The 26,148-nt window shown below is 38.6% G+C and carries 27 protein-coding genes; 9 read left to right on the plus strand and 18 right to left on the minus strand.

What is annotated here, in order from left to right:
• Positions 1-657: 657 nt before the first annotated feature.
• Positions 658-1,881 carry an NAD(P)/FAD-dependent oxidoreductase gene (locus ACVIJU_RS16875; RefSeq protein WP_186439306.1) on the minus strand — a complete coding sequence of 408 codons (1,224 nt, stop codon included), beginning with the start codon at positions 1,879-1,881 and terminating at the stop codon, positions 658-660.
• Positions 1,882-2,165: 284 nt separating this feature from the next.
• On the opposite strand from ACVIJU_RS16875, the gene ACVIJU_RS16880 reads away from it, so the two are divergent.
• Complete coding sequence (locus ACVIJU_RS16880; protein ID WP_063387074.1) at positions 2,166-3,158, plus strand: NAD(P)/FAD-dependent oxidoreductase; 993 nt, start codon at positions 2,166-2,168, stop codon at positions 3,156-3,158.
• 759 nt (positions 3,159-3,917) lie between these two features.
• Here the strand turns inward: ACVIJU_RS16880 and ACVIJU_RS16885 are convergent.
• The 3 genes from ACVIJU_RS16885 to ACVIJU_RS16895 form a co-directional block, all read right to left on the minus strand.
• Positions 3,918-4,280 carry a HesB/IscA family protein gene (locus ACVIJU_RS16885; protein WP_063387075.1) on the minus strand — a complete coding sequence of 121 codons (363 nt, stop codon included), beginning with the start codon at positions 4,278-4,280 and terminating at the stop codon, positions 3,918-3,920.
• 63 nt (positions 4,281-4,343) lie between these two features.
• A complete protein-coding gene (gene dapF / locus ACVIJU_RS16890; protein ID WP_456687792.1) occupies positions 4,344-5,216 on the minus strand; it encodes a diaminopimelate epimerase in 873 nt (290 codons plus the stop codon).
• A gap of 351 nt (positions 5,217-5,567) precedes the next feature.
• Entirely contained in the window at positions 5,568-5,804 is a 237-nt protein-coding gene (locus ACVIJU_RS16895) for a YuzB family protein (protein ID WP_094245256.1), read from the minus strand.
• 223 nt (positions 5,805-6,027) lie between these two features.
• Here ACVIJU_RS16895 and ACVIJU_RS16900 point away from each other — a divergent pair, with 223 nt between their 5' ends.
• Positions 6,028-7,098 (plus strand): NAD(P)/FAD-dependent oxidoreductase, encoded by a 1,071-nt coding sequence (locus ACVIJU_RS16900; protein WP_339194500.1) that lies wholly within the window; start codon positions 6,028-6,030, stop codon positions 7,096-7,098.
• 207 nt (positions 7,099-7,305) lie between these two features.
• Here the strand turns inward: ACVIJU_RS16900 and ACVIJU_RS16905 are convergent, their stop codons facing one another.
• On the minus strand, positions 7,306-7,629 hold the full coding sequence (locus ACVIJU_RS16905; RefSeq protein ID WP_066249224.1) for a YuzD family protein: 324 nt from the start codon (positions 7,627-7,629) through the stop codon (positions 7,306-7,308).
• A 121-nt stretch (positions 7,630-7,750) separates the two neighbouring features.
• Between ACVIJU_RS16905 and ACVIJU_RS16910 the strand changes: the two genes are divergently transcribed.
• A complete protein-coding gene (locus tag ACVIJU_RS16910; RefSeq protein ID WP_375338782.1) occupies positions 7,751-8,014 on the plus strand; it encodes a NifU family protein in 264 nt (87 codons plus the stop codon).
• A gap of 33 nt (positions 8,015-8,047) precedes the next feature.
• On the opposite strand, the gene thrB is transcribed toward ACVIJU_RS16910, so the two are convergent.
• The 5 genes from thrB to yutH all read right to left on the minus strand — a co-directional run bounded on the left by thrB (position 8,048) and on the right by yutH (position 13,550).
• Positions 8,048-8,968, minus strand: coding sequence for a homoserine kinase (gene thrB / locus ACVIJU_RS16915; protein WP_063387081.1), 921 nt, complete (start codon positions 8,966-8,968; stop codon positions 8,048-8,050).
• Positions 8,965-10,026 carry a threonine synthase gene (thrC, locus tag ACVIJU_RS16920; protein WP_063387082.1) on the minus strand — a complete coding sequence of 354 codons (1,062 nt, stop codon included), beginning with the start codon at positions 10,024-10,026 and terminating at the stop codon, positions 8,965-8,967. The genes thrB and thrC overlap by 4 nt, the downstream gene beginning before the upstream one ends.
• Positions 10,023-11,321 (minus strand): homoserine dehydrogenase, encoded by a 1,299-nt coding sequence (locus ACVIJU_RS16925; protein WP_186439305.1) that lies wholly within the window; start codon positions 11,319-11,321, stop codon positions 10,023-10,025. Before ACVIJU_RS16925 ends, thrC begins: the two co-directional genes overlap by 4 nt.
• 147 nt (positions 11,322-11,468) lie before the next feature.
• Positions 11,469-12,428, minus strand: coding sequence for a 2-hydroxyacid dehydrogenase (locus ACVIJU_RS16930; RefSeq protein WP_456687793.1), 960 nt, complete (start codon positions 12,426-12,428; stop codon positions 11,469-11,471).
• 138 nt (positions 12,429-12,566) lie between these two features.
• Positions 12,567-13,550, minus strand: coding sequence for a spore coat putative kinase YutH (gene yutH / locus ACVIJU_RS16935; RefSeq protein ID WP_117016976.1), 984 nt, complete (start codon positions 13,548-13,550; stop codon positions 12,567-12,569).
• 213 nt (positions 13,551-13,763) lie between these two features.
• On the opposite strand from yutH, the gene ACVIJU_RS16940 reads away from it, so the two are divergent.
• On the plus strand, positions 13,764-14,246 hold the full coding sequence (locus tag ACVIJU_RS16940; RefSeq protein WP_456687794.1) for a phosphatidylglycerophosphatase A family protein: 483 nt from the start codon (positions 13,764-13,766) through the stop codon (positions 14,244-14,246).
• 50 nt (positions 14,247-14,296) lie between these two features.
• Here the strand turns inward: ACVIJU_RS16940 and ACVIJU_RS16945 are convergent, their stop codons facing one another.
• Both ACVIJU_RS16945 and hepT read right to left on the minus strand, forming a co-directional pair.
• On the minus strand, positions 14,297-15,064 hold the full coding sequence (locus ACVIJU_RS16945) for a TIGR01457 family HAD-type hydrolase (protein ID WP_063387087.1): 768 nt from the start codon (positions 15,062-15,064) through the stop codon (positions 14,297-14,299).
• Positions 15,065-15,091: 27 nt separating this feature from the next.
• Positions 15,092-15,529: a type VII toxin-antitoxin system HepT family RNase toxin gene (gene hepT, locus ACVIJU_RS16950; RefSeq protein WP_094245252.1), complete on the minus strand. Its 438-nt coding sequence runs from the start codon at positions 15,527-15,529 to the stop codon at positions 15,092-15,094.
• Between the two features lie 582 nt (positions 15,530-16,111).
• Here hepT and ACVIJU_RS16955 point away from each other — a divergent pair.
• The gene (locus tag ACVIJU_RS16955) at positions 16,112-16,378 is read left to right on the plus strand and encodes a DUF3055 domain-containing protein (protein ID WP_063387089.1); all 267 of its coding nucleotides are present in this window, start codon (positions 16,112-16,114) and stop codon (positions 16,376-16,378) included.
• Positions 16,379-16,436: 58 nt separating this feature from the next.
• Complete coding sequence (locus tag ACVIJU_RS16960; RefSeq protein ID WP_456687795.1) at positions 16,437-16,718, plus strand: cytosolic protein; 282 nt, start codon at positions 16,437-16,439, stop codon at positions 16,716-16,718.
• Between the two features lie 62 nt (positions 16,719-16,780).
• On the opposite strand, the gene ACVIJU_RS16965 is transcribed toward ACVIJU_RS16960, so the two are convergent.
• Positions 16,781-17,056, minus strand: a complete 276-nt coding sequence (locus ACVIJU_RS16965) for a YutD family protein (RefSeq protein ID WP_063387091.1) — start codon at positions 17,054-17,056, stop codon at positions 16,781-16,783.
• A 114-nt stretch (positions 17,057-17,170) separates the two neighbouring features.
• On the opposite strand from ACVIJU_RS16965, the gene ACVIJU_RS16970 reads away from it, so the two are divergent.
• Positions 17,171-17,803 (plus strand): YhcN/YlaJ family sporulation lipoprotein, encoded by a 633-nt coding sequence (locus ACVIJU_RS16970; protein WP_094245251.1) that lies wholly within the window; start codon positions 17,171-17,173, stop codon positions 17,801-17,803.
• A gap of 93 nt (positions 17,804-17,896) precedes the next feature.
• Here ACVIJU_RS16970 and lipA read toward each other — a convergent pair whose 3' ends face one another.
• Positions 17,897-18,793: a lipoyl synthase gene (gene lipA / locus ACVIJU_RS16975; RefSeq protein WP_063387093.1), complete on the minus strand. Its 897-nt coding sequence runs from the start codon at positions 18,791-18,793 to the stop codon at positions 17,897-17,899.
• Positions 18,794-18,989: 196 nt separating this feature from the next.
• Between lipA and ACVIJU_RS16980 the strand changes: the two genes are divergently transcribed.
• The gene (locus ACVIJU_RS16980; protein WP_130157080.1) at positions 18,990-19,967 is read left to right on the plus strand and encodes a M23 family metallopeptidase; all 978 of its coding nucleotides are present in this window, start codon (positions 18,990-18,992) and stop codon (positions 19,965-19,967) included.
• 249 nt (positions 19,968-20,216) lie between these two features.
• On the opposite strand, the gene ACVIJU_RS16985 is transcribed toward ACVIJU_RS16980, so the two are convergent.
• Genes ACVIJU_RS16985 through ACVIJU_RS16995 form a run of 3 tightly spaced genes read right to left on the minus strand, consistent with a single transcriptional unit; the run spans position 20,217 to position 22,875 of the window.
• Positions 20,217-20,525, minus strand: a complete 309-nt coding sequence (locus ACVIJU_RS16985; protein ID WP_063387095.1) for a YunC family protein — start codon at positions 20,523-20,525, stop codon at positions 20,217-20,219.
• Between the two features lie 57 nt (positions 20,526-20,582).
• The gene (locus tag ACVIJU_RS16990; RefSeq protein WP_066249209.1) at positions 20,583-21,992 is read right to left on the minus strand and encodes a bifunctional metallophosphatase/5'-nucleotidase; all 1,410 of its coding nucleotides are present in this window, start codon (positions 21,990-21,992) and stop codon (positions 20,583-20,585) included.
• Entirely contained in the window at positions 21,985-22,875 is an 891-nt protein-coding gene (locus ACVIJU_RS16995; RefSeq protein ID WP_063387097.1) for a DUF72 domain-containing protein, read from the minus strand. The genes ACVIJU_RS16990 and ACVIJU_RS16995 overlap by 8 nt, the downstream gene beginning before the upstream one ends.
• Before the next feature lie 471 nt (positions 22,876-23,346).
• Here ACVIJU_RS16995 and ACVIJU_RS17000 point away from each other — a divergent pair, with 471 nt between their 5' ends.
• Entirely contained in the window at positions 23,347-23,856 is a 510-nt protein-coding gene (locus tag ACVIJU_RS17000) for an SMI1/KNR4 family protein (RefSeq protein ID WP_162877020.1), read from the plus strand.
• An 884-nt stretch (positions 23,857-24,740) separates the two neighbouring features.
• Here ACVIJU_RS17000 and sufB read toward each other — a convergent pair.
• The gene (gene sufB, locus ACVIJU_RS17005; RefSeq protein WP_063386926.1) at positions 24,741-26,138 is read right to left on the minus strand and encodes a Fe-S cluster assembly protein SufB; all 1,398 of its coding nucleotides are present in this window, start codon (positions 26,136-26,138) and stop codon (positions 24,741-24,743) included.
• Positions 26,139-26,148 lie beyond the last annotated feature (10 nt).

Genomic DNA, 26,148 nt, shown 5'->3' on the forward strand with positions numbered 1-26,148 from the left:
ATTCCAATATATCAAGTACAAGATTTAATTTAATCGGCATAAATCAGCAAAGCAAGTTTGACATGCACACAAAAAGGTTCTCAGTAGGCTCTCCAACCTTTGAGCAGTTCAAAATTTATACAAAAAAACTGGAAGTTTCCCCAAACGTTTCAAAATGCCAAAAATCACCTTTAAGAAAGATTGTCCTAATGTACAGTGCTTTGTCTGTTTTTTACTCATGTGAGATGCTTTTGTGCTAGTACCATAAAGAGGGATTTGGCTTCAACATTTAAGAGAGAACTTTCATTCCTTCAAGCACAAAAAAGACGGTGTAAACAAACAAAAGAAGCACAAGAACTTGAGAATAAAACGAAGAACTTTGAAGGAAATATCGGGTATAGCTGTCCGACAGACCAAATACATCAGGCTACTATATAATTGCAGATCTGCATGGCGATTTTATGCTGAATCGAACCCTCTAATCGCAATCAGCATAGCGAGCTCTTTAATTTAATTTGTTTAAAAGCTTATTACTACGAAAATTCAATAAATACAGAGCGGCTCCTTCTCCAAACATTTTACTTTCCTGCTTTAAAAGAAATTACAAAAGCTGTTCATGTTTATAAAACATTATTTTAAAAGAGCAAAAGCCCTTAAGCCTTTGCTCTTTTCTTCAGCTTAAAAAAATTTGAATTTTCCTTTTTTCAACACGAGACCTGCTCCGCCAACCATATATAACGCGCGGTTATCAATCATTTTCTTCATGAAGGATGCTTTTGTACCGACCATTTTTTTGCCTAACGCAATACCTACTGCATCATCTTCTCCTAGAGAAGCAACAGTTCCTTTAATATCTGGCTTAAATGGTTCGAGTTCTTTTTTACCGCGAATTAATGCAGCTAAATTTCTCGCGCAAACTTCTCCCTGCTGCATTGCAATTTGCGCTGTCGGCGGATATGGACGATTGATTTCTTCATTAATAATTAATGAACAGTCTCCAATAATAAACACATCATCATGTCCTGGTGCGCGCAAGTCTTTCTCTACTTTTACGCGGCCCCGCATTGCCTCAAAACCAGATTCTTCAATTACACTGTTTCCGCGCACACCAGCCGCCCAAATAACAGTGCCTGCTTTTATTTCTTCCGTTTGATCGTCTTTCCCAACAATAATTCCTTGTTCAGTACATTCTTTTATCGCTGTGCCGATTCTAAACTCAACACCTTTGCGCTGCAGTTGATTAACTGCGTACTCCACAAGTTCAGGATCGAAACCTGGAAGTGCTGTCGGTGCTGCTTCCACACAAATAATACGGACTTTTTTAGGGTCAATATCATACTCTCGGCAAAGCTCAGGAACACGGTTGGCAAGTTCGCCTAAAAACTCAATTCCAGTGAATCCTGCACCTCCGACTACAATGGTTAGACGTGTATCATCTTTTTCTTCTTCTGTATTGTATGTAGCAAATTGATATTCAATATGCTCTCTAATTTGTCTAGCAGAATTAATGTTGGAAATTGTGAAAGCGTATTCTTTTAACCCTTGGATTCCAAACGTTTCCGGATGAGCCCCAAGAGCGACTACTAAGTAATCATAGTTAAGCTCGCCATTTTCAAGAATGACTTTTTTCTCATCTGTTTTAATTAATTTTACAGAATCTTGCACAAAGTTTACTTTGTTTGTGTCAATTACATCTTTAATTGGATAGCGGCATCGGTCATGATGAAGGGTGCCTGCAGATGCTTCATGCAGCCATGTTGTTTCATAATGATAATCATGCTTATTGACAAGTGTAATATCAGCCTCGTTCACACTCACCATTTTTTGTAGACGTGTTACGGTCATTAATCCTCCATAACCGGCACCTAAAATAACAACTTTAGGATTTCTCACAAGACACACCAACCTTTTCCGTAATTTTTAAAGCGGTCAATTCTAGACTCACTTTTCACATAATTTGTGAAAATATTCACGTTCTTGGACAAAAAATTATAAGGGCAAAATTGTCAATAAAATTTAACATCTTTTTACCTATAGTCATGATATCCGTTTGTGTCCAACTTTTCAAGTTTATTTTTAAGCTAAATGATCAACTTTATAAATCTTTAAATGACAGAATTTTTGTATTTTTACAATCTTTTTTTTATGATATGATTAATAAAGATTAACAAGAGGGGGAATCGTCTGTGAAAGAGGACAGCAAAGTCTACGATATAACGATTATTGGCGGGGGACCTGTCGGGATGTTCACAGCTTTTTACGGAGGAATGAGGCAGGCTTCCGTTAAAATTATTGAAAGCCTTCCACAATTAGGAGGGCAATTGACAGCGCTTTATCCTGAAAAATACATATATGATGTAGCGGGGTTTCCAAAAATTAGAGCTCAAGAATTAGTCAATAATTTAAAAGAACAAATTGCCTTATTCAATCCAACCGTCTGCCTTGAACAGGAAGTTCAGGAAGTTGAAAAACAAAGTGACGGGACATTTAAGTTAACGACAAATTCAGAAATACATTATTCAAAAACGATTATCATCACTGCCGGAAACGGCGCATTTCAACCACGTAAACTTCAGCTGGAAAATGCTGAGCAATTTGAAGGGAAAAACCTGCACTATTTTGTAGAAGATTTAAACTATTTTGCAGGCAAAAAGGTCGTCCTGTTTGGAGGCGGCGACTCAGCTGTTGACTGGGCGTTAATGCTTGAGCCTATTGCAGAAAAAGTAACGGTTGTCCATCGAAGAGATAAATTTCGCGCGCACGAGCATAGCGTAAATCAATTAAAAAATTCTAAAGCAAATATATTAACACCTTTTGTTCCTGTTGAGCTTATCGGCAAGGATCGAATTGAACAAGTCGTAGTCGAAGAAGCAAAAGGAGATCGGAAAGAGATTATTGATGTAGATGAAGTAATTGTCAATTTTGGCTTCGTTTCCTCTTTAGGCCCTATCAAAAACTGGGGGCTGGAAATTGAGAAAAATTCGATTGTTGTTAACTCAAAAATGGAAACAAATATTCCGGGAATTTATGCTGCCGGAGACATCTGTACTTATGAAGGAAAAATAAAATTAATTGCGACTGGGTTTGGCGAAGGTCCAACAGCTGTAAACAATGCCAAAGCTTATATTGACCCAAGCGCAAAAGTTCAGCCAATGCACAGCACAAGTATGTTTAATTGATGAAAAAGATGTGGGTGTCTAATAAGTCGTTTTTTCGGCTTTTTGACACCCTCTTTCATGTTTTAGAAACGTTGAAATACCAGGACTTATGATTTTTTGTTTTTCAATGGGGATCTGCCTTTCTGAACAGCCCCCTTACAGCGGGAATAATAAGCAAAAGTAAATTTTATTGGAAAGAATAAAGGCTGTCTCGTAAAAGGTCATTTTTTATGACCTTTTGAGACAGCCTTTTTGTCAAGTACTTTTCTAAAGAAACCATACTGCATCAAGAAGAAGGGGCTTATCGGACAGACTATTTTTCCTTTGTTTACATCCTTCAGAAGTTTTATGAAGGACTTTTCTTATGCTCTCTTTCTGAATTAGTCTTCAAAAGTTTTATGACGGACATTCAGCACATACAATTGCTTCTTGTTGGACTTCATTGCCTCTATGAAGGACATTTACAAACTCCTTCAAAGTAGCTCCAAAATCCTTCATTTTAGAAACTCATCGGACAGCCCTATCTTTTTTCAACTTTCATGGTAATTCATATAGTCTTTCGCACAGTCTTCCATGATGAAAATCTGTGATCTGTAAATATCCTCATTTAATTCTCTATCACTTTTAATAAGTTGCATTTAGCCGTTTTTCCCATAAAAATATCCTAATAAAGCAGACTTTTTTTTGGATTCCACTTTATTAGGATATATTTTATTGTGAGTATAGAAAAAGTTAAGGAATAAAGCGATCATTATGCTTGGCTTCAGGAAAGAATCTTTTTTAGCACTCTTCCGGTGTTCCAGCGTGTGTTGCAGTTCTAAAGGAGGCGCCGCAACCGCAAGACGCAATCGCATTAGGGTTGTCTATTGTGAATCCTCCACCAAGCATCGATTGTTTATAATCAATCTTTGTTCCCTTTAATATAGGGGCGCTGTCTTTATCCACTAAAATTCGAATGCCGAATTGTTCAAATTCGTGATCATCTTCTTGTTTTTCTTGTTCAAACCCGATGCCATATGAAAGTCCAGTGCAGCCGCCGCCTTTCACACCAATACGCAAATAGGCGCCTTCTTCCTCATTTTCTCTCATCATATCTTTTATTTGAAAAGCTGCCGCTTCGGTAAGCATAACAATTTCAGACATGACCCATCCTCCTTTTCATTAATTTTTGAGTCACTTTTAGTATACCTTTTCAGAAAAAAACTCTCAAATTTCTGAACCGGCTTCATAATAATAGGTCCCCGTGCAAACCGTTTCAGCAGGTCCTTTCATCAAAATTTTCCCCTCGTCAGTCCATTTAATAAATAAATCGCCGCCGGCAAGATGGACAACTGTTTCTTTGCCTCTTGTTGTTTGCTCGTTTAATACGGATGCGACCACTGCCGCACATGCTCCGGTGCCGCAAGCTTGTGTGACACCTGAACCTCTTTCCCATACTCGAAAATGAAGCTCATGGTCATTGACGATTTCGACAAATTCTACATTTACCCCTTCTGGAAATCTTGCATCTTTTTCGACAACCGGCCCCAATGTTGTTAATGGAGCTTTCTCAATATCGTCCACAAAAAAGATGATGTGTGGATTTCCCATCGAAACCGCTGTGACTTCATATTTCGAGCCGTTAAATTCCATGATTTCACCAATAGCTGTTTCATCTCCGTTTCCGGCCATCGGTATTTCCTTTTTTAACAGCTTAGGGTGACCCATATCAATTGTGACGCATGATACTCGTCCATTTTCTTTATGGACTTCGGCTTCAACCAAGCCAGAAAGTGTTTCGATCAAAAACTTTTTCTCTTTTACTATGTTATGCTCATAAACATATTTTGCGACACAGCGCAAACCGTTTCCGCAGTTTTTTCCTTCTGAACCGTCACTGTTGAAAATTCTCATTTTCACATTCGCACGTTCAGATGGAAGAATTAATATTAGCCCATCTGAACCGATGCCGGTATGAACGTTCGCAACTTTTCGCGCAATATCTGGCAGGAGATGCTCCGGAAGCGTTTCTTCGAATCCATTTACATAAATATAACTGTTTCCTAATCCATGCATTTTTGTAAATTGAAAAGTTTCCATCTTTTCCTCCAAAACAACAAAAAATTTGTTTTTATAAGTATAAAACGTTCAAAATTTGTTGACAATAAAAATATCCCCCGTTTTCATATATAAATAAAAGCTCCTCGGGAAATATAAGAGGGGCTTTTATTTTTTATATCATCAGCCTGCCGCTTCAAACATCTTGCTCATACGTAAAAAAAAGACTCATCCGCAAAGGCAAGCGTCGTACTGAGAAACAATATTGAGATTCATACTTACATTTTATAATATGCTCTCATACCTCGAATGAAATATTTAGAAACAGGATCAAAATCAGGAGAATCAAAAGCTTGTCTCCCTTTTAATTTTATCATTCACTTTTATTTTCTATTAAAACATTGGATTTTCTTCTAAAAATTGATAAATATTTTTCACTAGCTCTTCTGCCGTTTCCCCTTCTACCGCTTCTCCGTTTACGAGGGCAAAAAGCGATTCGTAGCATTGGCCGCAATACCCTAGGCAGCTGTATTCAACTATATCTAAATTAGGATCTTTTTCTAATTGTTCTAATGCTTTTTGTGAACCGTTTGCTAAGTTGCTGACACAAAACTCTATAATTGGTTTCACGTGAATTGTCCTCCTTCTATACTCAGTAGCCTATCATAATGCTTTTTTTCTTCATTGTCAAAGCATTGAACTTCAAGGCTCATTTAACATTTTGCCATAACAATTGTGCTATTTTTCCTTAAGTATGTTGTGATTTATACATAAATTCGTTATACTTTTAGTGGCATTTGTTACGATTGTCACAGTTTTGGGGTAAACATTTGCAGGGAAAAGGGGAATCGCGATGAGAAAGTTACTGCTCCTCGGAGGCGGCTATGGCGGCATGAGAATTCTTCACAAGCTGCTTCCCAATAACTTGCCGGATGGTGTCGAAATAACATTAGTGGATAAAAACCCTTATCATTGTTTAAAAACGGAATACTATGCGCTGGCTGCGGGAACGATTTCAGATCAGCACGTGCGCGTGGCCTTTCCAGAACACCCGAAATTGAACATTCATTACGGTGAAGTCACGGACATTGACCTTGAACAAAAGCTTGTACATTTAAAAGATCAATCTCCAATCACGTATGATGATCTTATCATCGGATTAGGATGCGAAGACAAGTATCATAATGTTCCGGGTGCTGACAAATACACTTGCAGCATTCAAACAATCGATCAATCACGTGAAACGTATCAAAAGCTGAACAATTTAGGAGCAGGTGCAACAGTCTGCATAGTTGGAGCCGGATTGAGCGGCGTTGAATTGGCAAGCGAACTGCGTGAAAGCAGATCCGATTTAAAAATCAAGCTGTTTGACCGCGGAAAAGTGATCTTATCAAACTTCCCGGAACGATTAAGCAAATATGTCCAAACATGGTTTGAAGAGCACGGGGTTGAAGTAATCAACAGCGCCAATATTACAAAAGTTGAGCCAAATATGGTTTATAACCATGATGAACCGATTCCTTGTGATGTTGTCGTTTGGACCGCAGGAATTCAACCGAATTATGTCGTAAGGAAATTGAATGTTGAAAAAGACCGGCAAGGACGGGTTATTTTAACAAAATACCATCATCTTCCTCAAGATGAACATGTGTATGTTGTTGGAGACTGTGCAAGCCTTCCTTACGCACCAAGTGCTCAACTTGCCGAAGCGCAGGCTGAACAAATTGTACAAGTATTGCTCAAAAAATGGAACAACGAACCTCTTCCAGAGGAACTGCCGCCGTTCAAATTAAAAGGCGTTCTCGGTTCTCTCGGAAAAAAATCAGGTTTTGGGATGGTAGGAGATCGCGCACTCACTGGACGTGTGCCACGTCTTTTAAAATCAGGAATTCTTTGGATTTATAAATATCATAGTGGAGCATGAGAAAACCGGGCGTTCATTTGTACGTCCGGCTTCTCTTTTTCCGGAACTCTTTCACTGGAAAATATAAATCAAGAGAAATACAGTTGTCTATTATTTTGCATGCAAAAAAACGAAGCAGCGTTTTTTTAGCGGATCTGTTCTTTTGGCTTGAAGAAATCGACAATGCACTTTTTCTTTCACAGTTCTGGATGACGAGTAAACTCTTTCTTACACAGGTTGGTAACCATGTTTTTCCATCTCTTGAAAAATCCTTTTTATCTTTGGATTTCCTTCTCCTACTACCACTCCATTTATGACAACAAGGGGATAAAAATATTCTTCCTTCACGATTTGATCGGCTATTTTCTTTTTCTCTTCATCTTCCGGAGGACAATATATATCAATATATGTGATGTCAAATGGCTGATCTGGATATTTTCTAGTCAGTGCTGCTTCCAGCCATTCAAATGTATCTTTTGCTGAAGGCGAATTTACACAGCTTGGACATAAGTTTTCTGCACCATAAACGCAAATTTCTACCGGTTTTCTCATGTTTGTTCTCTCCTATTTAATAAAATGATGATCTCCTAGATTATCCATATTAGATTTAAAAAAAATGTGATACAATGAATTTGAAACTTACAAATAGATTTTATCGCTCATTTTGAATATAATGATGGATAAGAAAGGAGTCGATAGTATGTCAGATGTTCAAATAAAAGAACAAGTACAGGAAGTTTTAGATAAGCTGCGCCCGTTTTTGCTTCGTGACGGCGGAGACTGCGAATTAGTTGATGTTGAAGAGGGCATTGTGAAATTGCGCCTTTTAGGTGCGTGCGGGAGCTGCCCAAGTTCTACCATTACTTTGAAAGCAGGTATTGAGCGGGCTCTGCTGGAAGAAGTTCCAGGCATCGTAGAAGTAGAACAAGTATTTTAATGAAACAAACCGGCGAAAAGCCGGTTTGTTTCTTTATATCAAGCTTTCAATATGAGTAAACCAAGACTTTGTCCCTTCATAATCAATTTCTAGCTGTGTTACTTCACAATGAGGAAAAGCCTCTTTTAGTTTAGGACGCAATGAGTGTCTCATGCCTTTTGGAGCAAAACACAATATCGTTGGACCTGCACCGCTCAATACAGTCCCGTACACACCGTGCTCTTTTCCTATCTTTCGAACAGCTGACAGTTCAGGAACTAGACTTTCCCTATACGGTTGATGGAATATGTCCATTTCCATCATTTGGCCTGCCAATTCCCAATTATTATTCATGATGCTCCCAACAAGCACATTGCTGATCGCACTGGCTTTCACCGACTGCTGAAATTTAAATGTCTTCGGCAAAACGCCTCTAGAATCCTTCGTATATAAATAATATGGCGGAATAACCGCGATAATATCCACATCCAGATTATCCACTTTTACAAAATATGTGTGGTCATCTGTTAAATAGCCGACCACTAGACCGCCTACTATAGAAGCTCCGGCATTATCCGGATGTCCCTCAAACTTGCTGGCAAAATGAATTTTTTCTTCATCGCTCAAATTCAGTTTACAAACACGATCGCAAAGCTCAATCCCTGCTGCAATGGCGGCCGCGCTGCTTCCGAGTCCTCTTGTCATCGGAATATCACTTGAAATTTCCACATAACATGCAGGAAGATTAACACTATGTTTTTCTGCTAGCTTGGAAGCGACTTTATAAATTAAATTCTCTTTCCCTTCCGGTACGTTTGCTACTTCTTCACTTACCGGCTTAAATGTCCAATTTTCCGCAAATGTAACGGCTAGTGTTAAATAGCGGTTTAAAGCGAGCCCTACAGAATCAAAACCGGGGCCAAGATTGGCTGTACTTCCGGGAACTTGAATTTTTAACATGTCTCCTTCTTTCATACATGCCCATCTCCCTTGAGATGGTCCATCACAGCTTTCTTTTCATTAGGCAGCACGATCGGCTGGATGGATGACACATCGATCGCAGTATTCGGATCTTTTAATCCGTTGCCGGTCAATACTGCTACAACTGTGCTTCCTTTCGGGATTTTCCCCGAATTTACATCTTTCATCACTCCTGCAATAGATGCACTTGAAGCAGGTTCAGCAAAAACGCCTTCCGTTCTTGCAATTAATTGATAAGCATCCAAAATTTCTTCATCTGTTACCATATCGATCTTTCCGCCTGATTCATTGGCAGCATTGACAGCAAATTCCCAGCTTGCTGGGTTTCCAATTCGAATGGCAGTTGCCACTGTTTCCGGATTTTCAATCACTTGATTTTTTACAATGGCTGCGGCGCCTTCCGCTTCAAAACCGTGCATTTTTGGAAGCCCTGTTTGGTGCCGCTCATTAAACTCTTTAAATCCTTTCCAATATGCTGTAATGTTTCCAGCATTTCCAACCGGAATCGCCAAATAATCCGGAGCTTTTCCCAGCTGTTCACAAATTTCAAACGCCGCTGTTTTTTGCCCTTCAATTCGGTAAGGATTTACAGAATTGACAAGAGTAATTGGCAGCTCTTCACAAATTTCACGAACCATTTTTAAGGCATCATCGAAGTTTCCTTCAATTGCAAAAATTTCTGCGCCGTACATAACTGCTTGGGCAAGCTTTCCAAAAGCGATTTTTCCGTTCGGTATAACAACAATGGAACGCAATCCTGCACGTGCCGCATAGGCGGAAGCAGCTGCAGACGTATTTCCAGTTGAAGCGCACATTATAGTTGTGCTTCCTTCTTCCACCGCTTTTGCAACTGCCATCACCATACCGCGGTCTTTAAATGAACCGGTAGGATTCGCTCCTTCTGTTTTCACATACAGCTCAACGCCTAATTTTTCAGATAATTTTTCTAAATGAATGAGAGGAGTATTACCTTCGTTCAATGTCAGCATCGGTGTTTTGTCCGTTACTGGCAAAAATTCTTTATATTTTGCAATTAGTCCATTCCATTTCATAATAAGCCGTTCCCTTCTACTCGATACGTACTTTTAACTTCCTTAACAACCTGCAAATCTCGGAGCTCCATTAAAATTTCCTCAAAATCTTTTTTCGATGCTTTATGGGTAACGATGACAATTTCCGCTAAATCTTTATTTTTCAGAGGTAATTGGAGAATTTTCTCAAAGCTTACACCTCTGTCTGAAAAGAGGGATGTAATTTTTGAAAAAGCTCCAACTTGATCTTCTACGTGAATTCGTAAAAAGTATTGGGCAAAAATTTCTTCAGGTGCCTTCAATTGTTTCTGATATTGCGGGGCTACGGCGCTTCTTCCATTTACACCTAGACGCATGTTTTTCAATACGCCTACTAAATCCGAAACAACAGCGGTTGCAGTTGGCAAGCTTCCTGCGCCGGGACCGTAAAACATTGTTTCCCCTACTGCTTCGCCGTACACATAAACCGCATTATATTCATCTTGGACGGAAGCTAACGGATGATGATCGGGCAGCAGTGCAGGCTGTACACTAACTTCAATTTTATCACCGCTTCGATGGGCGATGCCGATTAATTTCATCGTATAGCCGAGCCGTTTACTGTAATCAATATCCTCTTGTGTAATATCCGTTATCCCTTTTACTTCCACATCTTCTAAATCTACTTCCATAGAAAATCCAAGTCTTGCCAAAATCGCCATCTTTCTCGCTGCATCCAAGCCTTCTACATCAGAAGTCGGATCAGCTTCTGCATATCCTAATCTTTGCGCTTCCTTCAGCACTTCTTCATAAGGGGTTCCGTATTTTGACATTTTCGTTAAAATAAAGTTTGTCGTTCCGTTAACAATCCCCATCATTTTTGTAATCCGGTCTGACGCCAATCCATCTACCAATGTACGCAGAATCGGGATGCCGCCTGCGACACTTGCTTCATAAAAAAGATCGCAGCCGTTATCCGTCGCTTTTTTGAGCAACTCAGTTCCGTACACTGCCATCAAATCTTTATTTGCCGTCACAACATGCTTCTTCCGATTTAATGCTTCAAGCAAATATTCCCGCGTTTGCTCAATTCCCCCCATGACCTCAATAATGACGTCAATATCCGGATCTTCTATTACCTCATGAACATTTGTCGTTAATTGGGAAGGTTCTACATGAACGTCTCTTTTTTTATTTGTATTTTGAACAAGAATTTTTTTTACTTTCACGGGGCACCCGATTAAATGAATGAGCTTATCCTGGTGGTCTTCAATGATTTTTACTACTCCGCTACCAACGGTGCCTAAACCGAGCAGTCCTACTGAGATTGATTCCAACCAATTCATCTCCCTTATGTTTATTTATAATAGACAATTGTCTGCCGTAAAAAGACATTAACTGTTTTATAAGACATTATAAATTTCAATGACTGATTTTACAAGAGAAATTTTCATCATCCGCATATGTAAACGCTTTTTGGGCGTTTAAACAACGGCTGTTTTCGGTTTCTCGCCCGTTAACACACGTTGAATATTTTCGACGCAAAGTTCGATCATTTTTATGCGGGTTTCCCGACTCGCGCTGCCGATATGCGGAAGTGCTACAACTTGTTTCAATGATAAAAGCGGATGATTGGAATCAATCGGTTCTTCTTTAAACACATCCAATCCACAACCAGCGATTTCACCAGTTTTTAGAGCATTATACAAAGCGTTTTCATCAACAGATGCTCCTCTGCCAGCATTAACAAATATTGCACTTGTTTTCATTTTTTTAAAGGCTTCCTCGTCAAACAAGTTTTTCGTTTCATTTGTTAATGGTGTTAAATTAACGACAAAATCGGCTTTCTCTAGCAATTCATCAAATGTGCAGTATTTCGCTCCAAGCTCTTTTTCCACTTCCGGTTTCTTTGAACGATTATGATACAAAATTTCCATATCAAATCCTTTTGCCCGTCTCGCAACAGCTTCTCCAATTTTCCCCATCCCAACGATCCCAATCGTTTTATGATGGATATCGTTTCCTGCCAACAAAAATGGAGACCACCCTGTCCATTTTCCTTCTTTTACATAATCCGCAGCTTCAACCAATCTTCTTGCCGCTGCCATTAACAAAGCAAAGGTTAAATCGGCAGTCGTATCTGTTAGTACATCCGGTGTATTAGATACAGTCACGCCGTACTTTTTCGACGCTTCGAGATCGATATTGTCATACCCGACTGCTAAATTAGCAACGATTTTTAATTTTTTGGCTTTTTGAAGCAGTTCTTCATCCACCCGGTCTGACAGCATTGTAAGCAGAGCATCAGCTTTTTTTGCCTTTTCCAATAATACAGACCTCGGACATGGAGAATCCTGCTCCCACATGTCGACAACTCCGATGGAACGAAGAGGATCCAATAGGTTTTCTGGCAGTTTTCTTGTTACAAAAATATATTGGGTCACTGATTCATCTTCTCCTTCTTCTAATAAATAGCTATTGTTTTGAATTGATATGACAAAATCAATGCTTTGTTCGAAACAGCTGCAAGATTTTAGCTGCTTTCTTTTTTATGATACCACAACAAAATGCGACTGAACCTTTTATAACCATGTCAAAGCCGGCAATACAATTTGCTTTTTCCTCAAATATATCATAGATGAAAACGAAGATAAAAATTGCTCATATTGCGAAGATGTTTGCAAAATTTTTTCCATTTGAAATTGCAGAGAATCCCTTTCTTCTTCCTCTGCAAGATAATAGTTTTCAACACATTCAAAATAATGAACAGGAAACAAAAGCCTGCTAAAAACTAACCGCCAAAAAAAAGAGGATAACGGAGACGTTCGGTCGTATTCTGCCAAAAAAAGCTCATCAATTGTTTGCCTTCCTGTCAGAAAATCATACCTTAAACATTCAGCAATATCTCTTCCTCCATGATCAAAAACGAAATCAACAGGCAATGAAAATGCGTTTTCCCATGTTTCTCTCGTAAAACGTTGATGACATATGGTGCCGGAATCAACCGGCAATGGTCGATCATCAAGCTCAGTATCCGCTAAATATTGGATGGCATTTTCGCCTAAGCCTAAATAATATGGAAAGGATTCAATAAATAGCTTGTCAAAGGCGTGATGAGGCTTTGAAGCAATTTGAATACTCCAAAATTGCTCCATTTGATCGATCCGCCTTGCCCATAAATTTCTCCATTGCCCAATTCGATTCGAATGAACGGGAGTAAAAGGCAGCCTTCTGCCAACTTCGTGAAAAAATGACAGCTCTTTTCCTAGAGAAGTTATATTAAGCCGCTTTGTTTGTTGAGGTATTTGAAACACAGCGTAGCGCGTTCCATTATGTTCTGCCGTAAGATCCCCATTTACAGTTAATAAAAACGAAGCAGCTTTTCTCTCGCTAGTCATAAGGAGATAACGACTCATTTCATACAGTTCATAAAGCTCCTTATGGTCAATATGTGAAACAGCAGCAATAAAACCGATATTTCTTTTTGTTTTAAACCCCTGCCATTGACCAATTGAAAAAAAGTCGAGTACATCTATTCCATAATGCTTTTTTAAAAGCTCTTTCATTCCTAGTTCCCCCTATAAATCCATTTTTCAAAAAAACACCCCAATATAAATAATGAAAAAATGCCATAAACTATAACATGTAGAAAAGCTTTTGTGTATACAATATAAAAAAGATGTTGATGCTTTTTGAAAATTTAAGCAAGAATTTATTGAAATCGGCGTCACAGCCGATTTCAGCACTTTCATATACTTGTAAAAGATAGGGTGAACGACATGGATAAAATAGAGCAAACTGCAAGAAAATGGCTGAAAGATAGAGGAGTTACACCGGATGACATCGCAGAGCTCGTCTATTTTTTACAGCAGCAATATTATCCGAACTTAACAAAAGAAGACTGTTTGCAAAACGTGGAAAGAGTTCTTTCGAAAAGAGAGGTTCAAAATGCCATTTTAACCGGAATTCAATTAGATGTTCTAGCAGAAAAGGGGGGTTTACGGGAGCCTCTTCAATCGATCATCCAATCGGATGAAGGATTATATGGAATTGATGAAATTCTTGCGTTTTCCATTGTGAATATTTACGGATCAATCGGGTTTACGAACTATGGCTATATCGATAAACAAAAGCCTGGTATACTTGCTCATTTAAACGATAAAAGCACAGGTAAGTGTCATACTTTTCTAGATGATATTGTCGGAGCCATTGCAGCGGCAGCTTCAAGCCGTCTCGCCCATCGATCCACTGATTCACAGTAGGGGCAGCGGAGCACCTATTGTGAAATCAGCTGGAAAAGAAAAAGGCTTCATCATAGCACATGCCATTCCGAAAGGTTATTCACTGTATAAGTCGGTTGTATTTCTTTGTGTTTTAAGTGTTCTTTCGTTGTTACGCCTGTATGCACAAGAAGGGTGTCCATCCCTGATTGGATACCTGCCTTAATATCCGTCTCGTAATTATCTCCGACAAGAAGCGTTTCTTCTTTTTTCGTTTTCAGCATTTTCAGCCCTTGCTCTACAATAATTTTTTCAGGTTTTCCGATAAAAATCGGCTGAACATTTGTAGATACTGAAATGACCGATGTAATGGCGCCATTGCCTGGAAGCAGTCCTCGCTCAGTCGGCAGAGCAGTATCCCCGTTTGTTGAAATAAATGTTGCACCTGCGCGAACCGCTAAACAGGCCTTGGCAAGCTTTTCATAATTGATGTTTCGATCAATACCCACAACGACAAAATCCGGATTTTCATCGACGAAGCGAAAACCTTTTTCCTCCAAGGCCTTTCGCAGCCCCTCTTCACCGATTACATATATAGAAGCATTTTGTTTTCTTTCCCAAATAAAATTGGCTGTGGCAATGCTTGAAGTTAAAATTTGATGCTCTTCCGCCGGAATGCCGAGACTGATTAGTTTTTCAGCTACTTGCTTCGGAGTTTTAGAAGAATTGTTTGTCATAAATAAGTACGAAATTCCTTTTTCCTTCAGTTTTTTAACAAATTCTTCAGCTTCTTCAATTTTTTCTGTACCCCGATACATGGTGCCGTCTAAATCGATGAAATATCCTTTATATTTCTTCAATTTTTTTTCACTCCTTCAATCAATCCATTACGGCTTAAAAGCTGTAACTGGTCCAAGTTCATCTTCCAAGTAGGTTCGAACACGATGGCAAAAATTTCTCAAAACTTGTAAATGGGTTGATATTGAATCATACAGTTCTTCATGCCGTATGTTTAAATAATCTTGAACGAGCATTTTTCTGTAGGAAATTAATTTTTTTAATCCTTCCGCATCCCTGCTGTCAACGACAGATTCATCTTCTAAAATGTCAATAATATCTTCATAGCTTCCCGGGTCCCGCATAATAAAACCGTCAATAATTCCGTTTCCGATATCTAAAATCGCCTCAATCAACAATTGGGCAATCCGCTCCAACGCTTTTTTTTCAACATCAGACTCCCACTGTTGATGTCCTTCAAACATGGATACAAGATCTTCTACAAATTTTACAGTATCTTCAATCTTTTTTCTGTCCACAAAATACATATAATTTCTTTCCTTTCTTAAGGTTTTTGTATCCGTTTTTTATTTTACCATACTCGACCATTTGAACTACCTACTACTTTACACACTTTTGAGTTTTTTAAAGCAGAGCACTAAAATCCTCTCGTTAGACGGATCGATTTTGGCAAACAGAGCTGATGTTTCTAAAATTTGGATTTCGTGATTGAGCAGGCGTAAGCTTTCCGCGGTTTGATACATCTTGCATGCCGGGTAGGATCCGCTTAGATTTTTTCAATTTAATAAAGAAATTCCTAAACGCGCACAAAAAATTGCTTTTACAGATGACGATTTTTCATGACAAGCAGAGGAGGATTTTGAATATGACTTTCGTGCCGATTCATGATATGTTTCTCCAATTAACTTCCCATTCGATACAGAAATCATGGCTGATTGGCAGCAGATGTGCGGGCTGATAAAAAAATTGTGTTATTTTGCTTCTATTTCAACAGAAAAATCGCTTGCGAATCGAAACAGAGGTAAGTTTTCTCACAAATTTGCGATAAATCGTTGTGAATGCATCATCTTATGCTACAATGCAATTATAAGAAACGGAGGTAATGAACCATGGCCGAACGCTTTTTTTTGTATGATGAAACCGTCGAGACAAAAACAAGATTTGTTAGCTTTATGGGAGAAAATCAACGCTTTGATTTAGCCATTATTCAATCGGACCGCTATTACGGAAAATATCTTGTACTAAATTTGCAAAGCAACCGGTTTGCGATCATTGGGGAAGATGATCTTAAAGAACCGGGGTATTTAGAAGATGTTTATCAATTAAATGATGAAGACGCAAAAGAGCTTCGGGAGTTTTTATATGAGATCGTCTAATGTATAAATTACCTTCCATGAGGAACGATAATGGTAAAATCATGGACAGGTGAACAAAATGGACAAACATAATGAATATACTGATTTTTCAGTAGTGGAAACAATGCGAAACTATATTATCCCGGAGGATATGCCGGAAGGCGCCTACGGAGCTCCGCGGGGAAAGGATGAACCTGTGGAGAATAAAAGCACACCTTGGGAAGAAGGTCAGCGTCCATATAGCAGTTTTAACTATGAATTCAAATCCTTGCATCAGAATTTGCCGAGACAATTTCCGGGCAGTCATCCTCCTCATGATGAACCTGATAAAAATGAAGAAGACCCGTATGAAATAAAGTAATCAGGACGGCTGTATGCCGTCCTGATTACTTTTTCACACCCAGATGTTTTTGCATCTGGCGTTTATTTTTTTATTTTCTTTAATACAAAATAAGCACAGCCGAAATTGCAATATTCATACAAATATTCATCTAATGAGCTGATTTTCGTATCATGTGTTGCTTTTTGGTTTTGATCATCAAAAAATCCTCTCAGCCGCAATTGGCTATATCCCCAATCGCCGACAATATAATCATATTTGTTTAAAATTTCACTGTACCTTGCTTTAAAAGCCTCTTCATTAAAACCATTTTTAAAATCTTTTATAAGCTCGTATGTTTGATTAAAAATTGTGATCATTTACAAATTCACCCTCTTCCATATGTTTATCATAAACAAATGATTTCCCTCCATCAATTGCCTGACAACAATTTTTTAAAAGCGGCAATCCTAAAATTATAAGGAGGTGCTGAAATGAAAAAAAGGCTTTTTACTCCTTTTATCATAGCTGCGCTTGCAGCCAGCGGGTGCCAATATGATCAAGAAGGAAAAGGTCTATATAATGAAAACGGGAATACGGTAAACGTGGCAGAAAGAAATGATAATTATAACAGCAATAAAGATTCAGACAGCTTTGGATATGTCCGGCATCAAAAAAGTCCAACAGCCGGAATAGAGAAAGCCACAGTAAAAACTCCTGTCATCAATCGGGAACAATTAGCAGACGTAATCGGAAGGCTTGCCGTCCAGCTTCCAAATGTTCATGATGCTGCTACGCTCGTAACAGATGAAGAAGTTCTTATAGCGTATAAAACCGATTCAAACAACAAATTTGAAACAGCTGACCAAGTGAAAAAGACAGCTGCATCCATTGTTCCGCGTTATTTTCATATTTATGTAACCGATAATCCTAATCTGTTTAAAGAAATCGAATCATACAGCACTCTTGATGGAGAGTCTCCAAATATTAACCGCAATTTAAACCAGACCATTCAGCGCATGTTAAAGTCTCCCCAAGGAAGAAAATTGAATGCTGGTGAAAATGCAAATGGCGAAGGATTCGGAGAAATGAACGAAAGTATTGATCACGACATAAAAGATCAATGAAATAAACGTTGATGCATAGGTGAATTTTTTAGAGGTTATTTACCTATTTTTATTAAAACGGGCCGTCAAGAAGTTCTTGACGGCTCTGTGGCTTTAAGCTTTTGCCTGCCGCTGTTTGGCTGCCTCATTTACTTGTTCATCAGCATGATAAGACGAACGGACTAACGGACCTGCCTCGCAATGGCTGAATCCTTTTGACAAAGCAATTTCTTTTAATTCTGCAAATTCATCTGGATGGTAAAATTTTTGAACTTTTAAATGTTTTTTCGTAGGCTGCAAATATTGTCCGATTGTGATGATGTCAACATGATTTGCACGAAGGTCGTCCATCGCTTCGATAATTTCTTCTTTCGTTTCCCCAAGCCCGATCATAATGCTTGATTTTGTCGGAATATCCGGATTGATTTCTTTTGCTCTCCGCAAAAACTCCAAAGAACGTTCATAGGTTGCACGAGCGCGAACCCTTGGGGTTAAGCGCCGAACAGTTTCAATATTATGGTTTAAAATATCAGGTTTAGCATCCATTAATGTTTTTAAATTTTCGTACACTCCGCCCATGTCAGATGGAAGAACTTCTATTGTAGTAAATGGATTTTTTTTGCGCACAGCACGAACCGTTTCAGCAAAAACGGCTGCTCCGCCATCTTTCAAATCATCACGGGCAACTGCAGTGATGACAACATGCTTTAAGTTCATAATGCGGACGGAATCCGCTACACGCTCCGGCTCTTGCCAATCAAGCTCGGTTGGCAGTCCTGTTTTCACTGCACAGAAGCGGCATGCGCGTGTACAAACGCTTCCTAAAATCATAAATGTTGCCGTTCTTCTCACTGCCCAGCATTCATGAATATTGGGGCATTTCGCTTCTTCACAAACCGTATGAAGCTTTTGCTCGCGCATCAATTTTTTTAACCCTGTGTAATTCTCGTTTGTATTTAATTTTATTTTAAGCCATTCAGGTTTTCGTAAACTTTCTTCTTTTTGAGCCATTTTTCATCATCTCCAATATGTAATCATTAAAAAAATAAAGATGATACACTATAGTCAATTTAACATAAGGAAAGATATTGGACAAGAAAAAGGAATTTTATATTCCTTCAATTTCCAGCCATTGAAACTTTACTTTTTTCTTACACTAAGACATGACATGATGGAAAGGAGTTTATCAATTGTGGTTCTCAGAAAAATGTTATTATTGGCTGCACTTTTATCTTTATTTTCCAGCCATGCCAATGCGTCCAGTCAATTAACTGAACAACAAATAAATCATTTGCGAATGAGCCTGTATAAAAAGGTGGAAGCCATCACCCAGATTCCTTGGTATGTATTGGCTGCGTGCGACCAATACGAACGAAACGTCAGAAAAATAAAAAATGATATCCCAAAACAAAAAGGAGTTATTGGCATTTACATTCCTCCTGATAAATGGGCTGGGACAGCCAATCCGAATTTGAACGACCAAAATCCGGTTAGCATTCAGCTATTTGGGGGAATCGGAATGGATGGAAACGGCGACGGCAAAGCGCAAATGGATCATGATGAAGATGTCTTATATAGTTTTGCACATTTTTTATCAAAATATGGTAATGATATAGAAAATTTAAAAATTGGTTTATGGTCTTATTATCACCGTGATAAAACGGTCGGAATTATTTTAGGTCATATGAAATTGTTCAAACATTTCGGGCATCTGCAATTAAACGAGCATGCTTTTCCTCTTCCCGTCAGAACTGATTACAGCTACCGTGACACATGGGGAGATGCGCGCGGATGGGGCGGCCGGAGAATTCATGAAGGCACAGATATATTTGCACATTATGGCGTACCGGTTCGTTCCACTTGCTACGGAATTGTCGAAATGAAAGGCTGGAATCGCTATGGGGGCTGGAGAATCGGTATTCGGGACATTCAGAATACGTACCATTATTTTGCACATTTAAACGGCTTTGCCAAAGACATTCACGTTGGACAAATCGTAAAACCGGGGCAAATCATCGGTTCTGTCGGAAGCAGCGGCTACGGCCCTCCAGGAACATCTGGCAAATTCCCGCCGCACTTGCATTACGGGATGTATAAAGACAACGGTAAAACCGAGTGGTCTTTTGACCCTTATCCGCATTTAAAACTATGGGAACGGCTTGAATGGCAAAAAGAAAAAAAATAAAGAGCCCGCACCAACTCAGGAACGGGCTCTTTATGAATCAATTTTATGTTTTTTACTCGACTGAATGGCAATTACTTGCGACTATATCGCTGATCAAATGATAGAAAATACTTTTTCATGTCTGTTGAAAAATCCATTAAGGAATACATCTTATTTAAATTCATAGATGGTACGTTTTGGAAACTTCTTTCATCTGTACACTATAGATGAGCAATAATCATTCTTTTATAAAAAGATAATGGTTGTTTTTTATTTTTCTACCATTTTCAATAGTGCTTCTTTGCCTGTCATCCCTGCCTTAATGCCAATTGCCTCCGCTTCTGTTGTGACTGATTCCAATGGGGCTTCAAGAAGCTGCTCAATTGTCCTCACTCCGACAGCGCGGCCGGCAATAATTTTTCTCTCTTTTAATTTTTCATTCAATAAGGCTACATCAAGCGCACCGCACATAATATAACCTTTTTCGGCTGTAACAGCCATGAAATTCGTTTTTGGCAGCTGAATGGTAATGGCGGTAAATTGATGATCACCAATTTTAACCGGCGATACAGATACCATAAAATACCCTCCTTCCCTACTTCACTTTATGAAAGGAAAGGAGATGTTGACAAAAATTTATTGATGGATTTGCAGGAACTGTTTCGATAATTTCCAAGCAAGTACATCTCTTAGCAATTCAGGCATGAAGTATATTTTATTCTTTACACGGCTTAATTGCGGATATAATGGACCTAATGTAAACATATCAATAGTTGCCACTGCATACACATGATTTTGATCAAGATGTTTTCCATTTACAAAGATCTTTTTCACATGTTCCTTGCCATCTTCCAACGTTTCCATGACCGTTTCAATGCCGTCAAAAACCATACGCCCCATTACTTTGCCTCTGAAGCCTAATCCTTTAAGCTTCAATTGCTCCATTTCTTTTGTCCGTGCTTGTAAAATAACTTCTTTTAATTGATCGCCTTGAACCATGATTTTACAAGGATTAATCGGATGAGGACAAATCCGGTGCAAATCGCCTTTTGTGACGAGTCCTTTCGGAAGCGATTCAAGCAATACTCCGGCATTCACCATGGAAACTTCCCCATCGCACCATTCTTTTAAAGCGGAAGCCAACAGCTTTGCAAATGGTGAATCTGAAAACCAATCAATCCGTAATTCTTCTTTTAATTCCACAACAGCTTCGTTAAGTTTTTGAGCACTTTCAGCTTTTTTTTGATCAAGCCACTTTATGGTAAAAACATCTTCTTTTTCAATCGTTTTCGTTTCAATAATCTCCGCTTTTTTATTTACCAGCTTCTTTTGAGCAGAGTCGATCTTAAGTTCAATATGTCCAAGCCACTGTCCAAACTTTCCTGCTCCCGCCAAAAGCGTATTGCCTACAAGCTTTCCACGATCAAGCACATGATGTGTATGGGCTCCTAATATAACATCGATATCAGGAAATTGTTGAGCAATCCATTCATCATCGGATATTCCAAGGTGTGATAAAAGAATGATAACATCTGCTTTGCCCCGGATTTCCTCCAATGTTTCTTTTATATTTGCCATCGGTTCTGTTATCATCCACCCTAACTGACGGTAAAATTGCTCAAAGCAAACCGTTACGCCTAAAATACCGATTCGGACTCCATTTTGTAAATGTTTAATCACATAAGGCTTTGCCCATTTTGGTCTAGTACCGTCTAAGTAAAATAAATTAGACACAATGACCGGGAATTGTGCATGATTATACAGCCGATCCAATGCTTCAAAAGGAAGAGTAATTCCTTCATTATTTCCAATCGTTATTGCATCTGGTGTTAAATGATTCAGCAGCTCAACATTTGCGACTCCCCCGGTCGCTTCAGTAATTGGGTGAAAGCGATCGACGTGATCGCCGATATCGAATAAAAAAACAGTTTCGTTTTTACTTTTATGAATATGTTTTTTTGTTTTTAGATAATGAACGATTTTCGGCCAATTTTCAAAATGACTGTGCAGATCATTCGTATGATATATATGAACCGTCTCAATCAAAGTCGCTCTCTCCTTCAGTGGGATACTTTTCAAAACACTCAAATAAATCAAGCTGCCTTGGCGCTAAATCATGATATGTAATTCCTAACTTTTTCATCAGTTCTTTTCCATTGTCCGCCGCGTCTCCGCCCGAGTTGTTGTTGAAAATGAGATAGAGATCTTTAGTTTGCTTTTTCAGCATTTTTATGTGTCCTTTCCATTCATCAAGCTCTTGTTCATTATATCTATATAAATATCGTACTTCACGCCAATTCCCTTCTTTTGGCCTCAGCCATCCATGAACATTTCGTCCATGAAATCTTACCAAGGTCTTTTCTCTATTCGTGCAATATAATACGGTCGGAACTGAATTTTCCCCTGCCTGCGGCTCATCACAAATGGTGTGAATCCACCCTTCCTTCTCCATGAATTGAAGCGTTTTTTCATAATATGTAGGAAGGAACCAGGAGCGGTGGCGAAATTCTAGTGCACAAGGGGCATCCTTCATTTGCTCTTTGCACCATCGCAAGAAATCAACATTTTCTCTTTTGCAGTGAAACCAAGGGGGAAATTGAAAAAGGACCATTGCCAATTTATTCGCTTCTTGAAAGGGCTGAATCATTTTATAAAAAGCAGCGAACATTTCTGAGCGGCTTTCGAAAGATCCTAAGCCTGTTTCGTGTCCAGTCATTCCTTTATACGCCTTTACAATGAATTGAAAATTTTTGGGCGTCTCGTTCACCCATTTTCGAACGTTTTTCTCAGGCTGTATCGAATAAAAAGTGGAATCGACCTCAACAACAGGAAAATGTCCTGCATAAATCGTTAATTTATCATTCGATGATGTCCCGGATGGATAGAGAGAATCATGATCTCCCCAACCTGTCAAGCCTATGTAAATCATTTCTTACTCCTATCAATGTAGTCTTTATATACTCATCATAATACAGCATCGAAAAAGATTCACGATTTAAGCATTTTTTTGTTATAAAAGGCTGGCAGTATTTTTGGACATTGTATTTATAACAACAATAAAAATAAAGAGTTTTGCAACAAAAAAGTTCAAATATCTCATCCTGTACAGTTGCTGATCGAAGAAACAGGTAAAGTAAAGATGTTATAAGGATCTATGATCAGGAAATAATTCACAGATTCATCATTTACAACTTGAAAAAGCTGATGCTGCCAATTGGACTACTTCAGATAGAAAAATTACAGAAAATGGTATAATAAACATATAAGAGCACAGTTTGGCCAAATGATAAAATACACCGTATTCTACAATTTTAGTAACCTCATACAACTGTAAAAGGATTTCCACAGAAAGATTGTTAGTCCTTGCTGGATGAATGATAAAAGGAGTGATAGCCACAACATGTCAGTACGAATCAAAATGACTTTAGATGCTTTGAATAAAAGACTAGATGAAAAGAATATGCTGGTTGTTCAAAATGAAGAAGGATTTTTAGGAAAACTACAATTTCGTTTCAATCCCCCTGCAACAGAAGAAGAAATCAAGAAGCTGCCTTTTAATATTCCTAGTGACTATGAAGACTTTCTGAAAATATGTAATGGTGCTACATTATTTGATGATCCTGAAAACGGAGGTGGACTGCAATTATTATCTGTCGAAGAGATACTAGAGGATTATCAATATATTGATTATCCTCCAGATTGGTTTCCTATTGGATATGGCTACGATGGCTGCCGGCTCATTATAGCTTTAGCTCCCGAAAGAAAAGGATATCTTTATTGGCTTGACAACGGCGGAAGTTTGGACGATCCGTTTGGGTTTCTAAACCTGACTTTTGAAAAATGGTTTGATTACTTTATAGTAGCCCAAGGTAGTAAGTTTTGGGAATGGACATGGGATTTTAATAGGTAAATTATCGCTTAGGGCTAAATATATTTTGATCGTATAAATGAGTTTGCTTCTTCTTTATGAAAGGATCTCATTAAAAAGGATGAGGCTTCAGAAAATGACGCGCAATACATATGTATTGCGGTGGTTGTGTTGAAGATCGTGAAAGAAGCCGTGATTGTTTCTCTTGCACTCCATAATTATATATTTTAGGAACAGTTAAATTTGGCCAAAATCTTATACTCCTAATATGATGAATTTTTATCAGGAGATGAAATTACTGCAAATAATATAGCATTTGGTTTTATCAATCCATTATTTTTCTTGTTATCTTTTATTCTCCTTGCAGTAATTTGCGGCTCGGTTTTATTTTTGTATGAGAAGATGTTCAAGCCTCATAGAAAAACGTAAGCTATCATTTATGGTGTTCTAGAGGAGAGGGGCAAGCGAAATTTTAAAGCCTTCTGATTCTTCTTTCTCACAGCCACTATTGGCATTGGGGAAAAGCTGTTATGTAATGTAAACTATTAGAAATAGTCCGGTGAGTGACGTTTCCTGCTTGTGACCGCCACAGAAGTGTGCAAACATGCAAACTCCCTGTTCTTTCTTTACATGATGCTCTCCTTTAGCTGGAGCGAAAGATTAAGATACTAAAGCATAAAAATACCGCTGACACATATCTCCATGTGACCAAGAAAATTGAGGACGAGGCACTGGAGTTGTATCAACGGTATACAAACATGAATATCTAATTTTTGTGGGTGAATTGTGGGACTGTCCAGAAAGTCAAATCCCCATTGAAAACAAAAAATTATAAACACCGATATATCAACTTTTCTAAAACATTAATGGGGGCGTCAATAAGCCGTAAAAACGACTTATTAGACACCCCCTTAGTATTATAAGGATTATCCAATACTTCCTTCCATTTCAAACTTGATGAGGCGGTTCATTTCAACGGCGTATTCCATTGGCAGCTCTTTTGTGAATGGTTCAATGAATCCCATAACGATCATTTCGGTTGCTTCCTCTTCAGAAATGCCGCGGCTCATGAGATAAAACAGCTGCTCTTCAGATACTTTCGATACTTTTGCTTCATGTTCCAAAGATATATTATCGTTTAGGATTTCATTATATGGAATCGTGTCGGAAGTTGATTGGTTATCCATGATTAATGTGTCGCATTCAATGTTTGCACGTGCTCCGTCTGCTTTCCGACCAAAATGGACTATACCTCGGTACGTTACTTTTCCACCTTGTTTCGAGATCGATTTCGAAACAATCGTAGATGAAGTATTCGGCGCTAAATGAAGCATTTTCGCTCCTGCATCTTGATGTTGACCTTTACCGGCAAGGGCAATGGACAATGTCATGCCGCGTGCACCTTCACCTTTCAAAACGACTGCAGGATATTTCATAGTTAATTTCGAACCGATGTTTCCGTCAATCCATTCCATTGTTGCATTTTCTTCACAAACCGCACGTTTCGTTACTAAGTTATACACATTGTTTGCCCAGTTTTGAATTGTTGTATAGCGGCAATAGGCTCCCTTTTTCACAATGATTTCTACAACAGCACTGTGCAGCGAGTTAGTTGTGTAGACAGGCGCCGTACATCCTTCAACATAATGAACGTGGGCACCTTCATCAACTATAATTAACGTCCGTTCAAATTGTCCCATGTTTTCTGAATTAATTCGGAAATATGCTTGCAAAGGCGTATCAACTTTTACTCCAGGCGGAACGTAAATAAATGAACCCCCTGACCAAACTGCAGAGTTTAAAGCGGCAAATTTGTTATCAGTCGGCGGAACGACCGTCGCCCAATATTTTTTAAAGATGTCCTCGTTTTCTTTTAAGGCGCTGTCTGTATCTTTAAAAATGATGCCCATTTTTTCAAGGTCTTCTTTCATATTGTGATACACAACTTCTGATTCGTATTGGGCAGAAACACCTGCTAAATATTTTTGTTCCGCTTCAGGAATTCCGAGCTTATCAAAAGTGCGTTTAATTTCTTCTGGAACTTCATCCCAAGAACGTCCTGAGTGTTCAGAAGGTTTTACGTAATAAGTAATTTCATCGAAATCTAAAGCAGACAAATCGCCGCCCCATTGAGGCATTGGCATTTTATAAAAATGATCTAAAGCTTTCAAGCGGAATTGCAGCATCCACTCAGGCTCATTTTTCATTTTCGAAATTTGTTCAACAATTTCTCTTGTCAATCCGCGTTCTGCTCGGTATATAGAAACGTCTTTATCGACAAAGCCATACTTATAATCGCCTATTTCAGGCATTTTTTTCGCCATACTTTCTCAC

The organism is Aeribacillus sp. SP014, assembly GCF_054055575.1.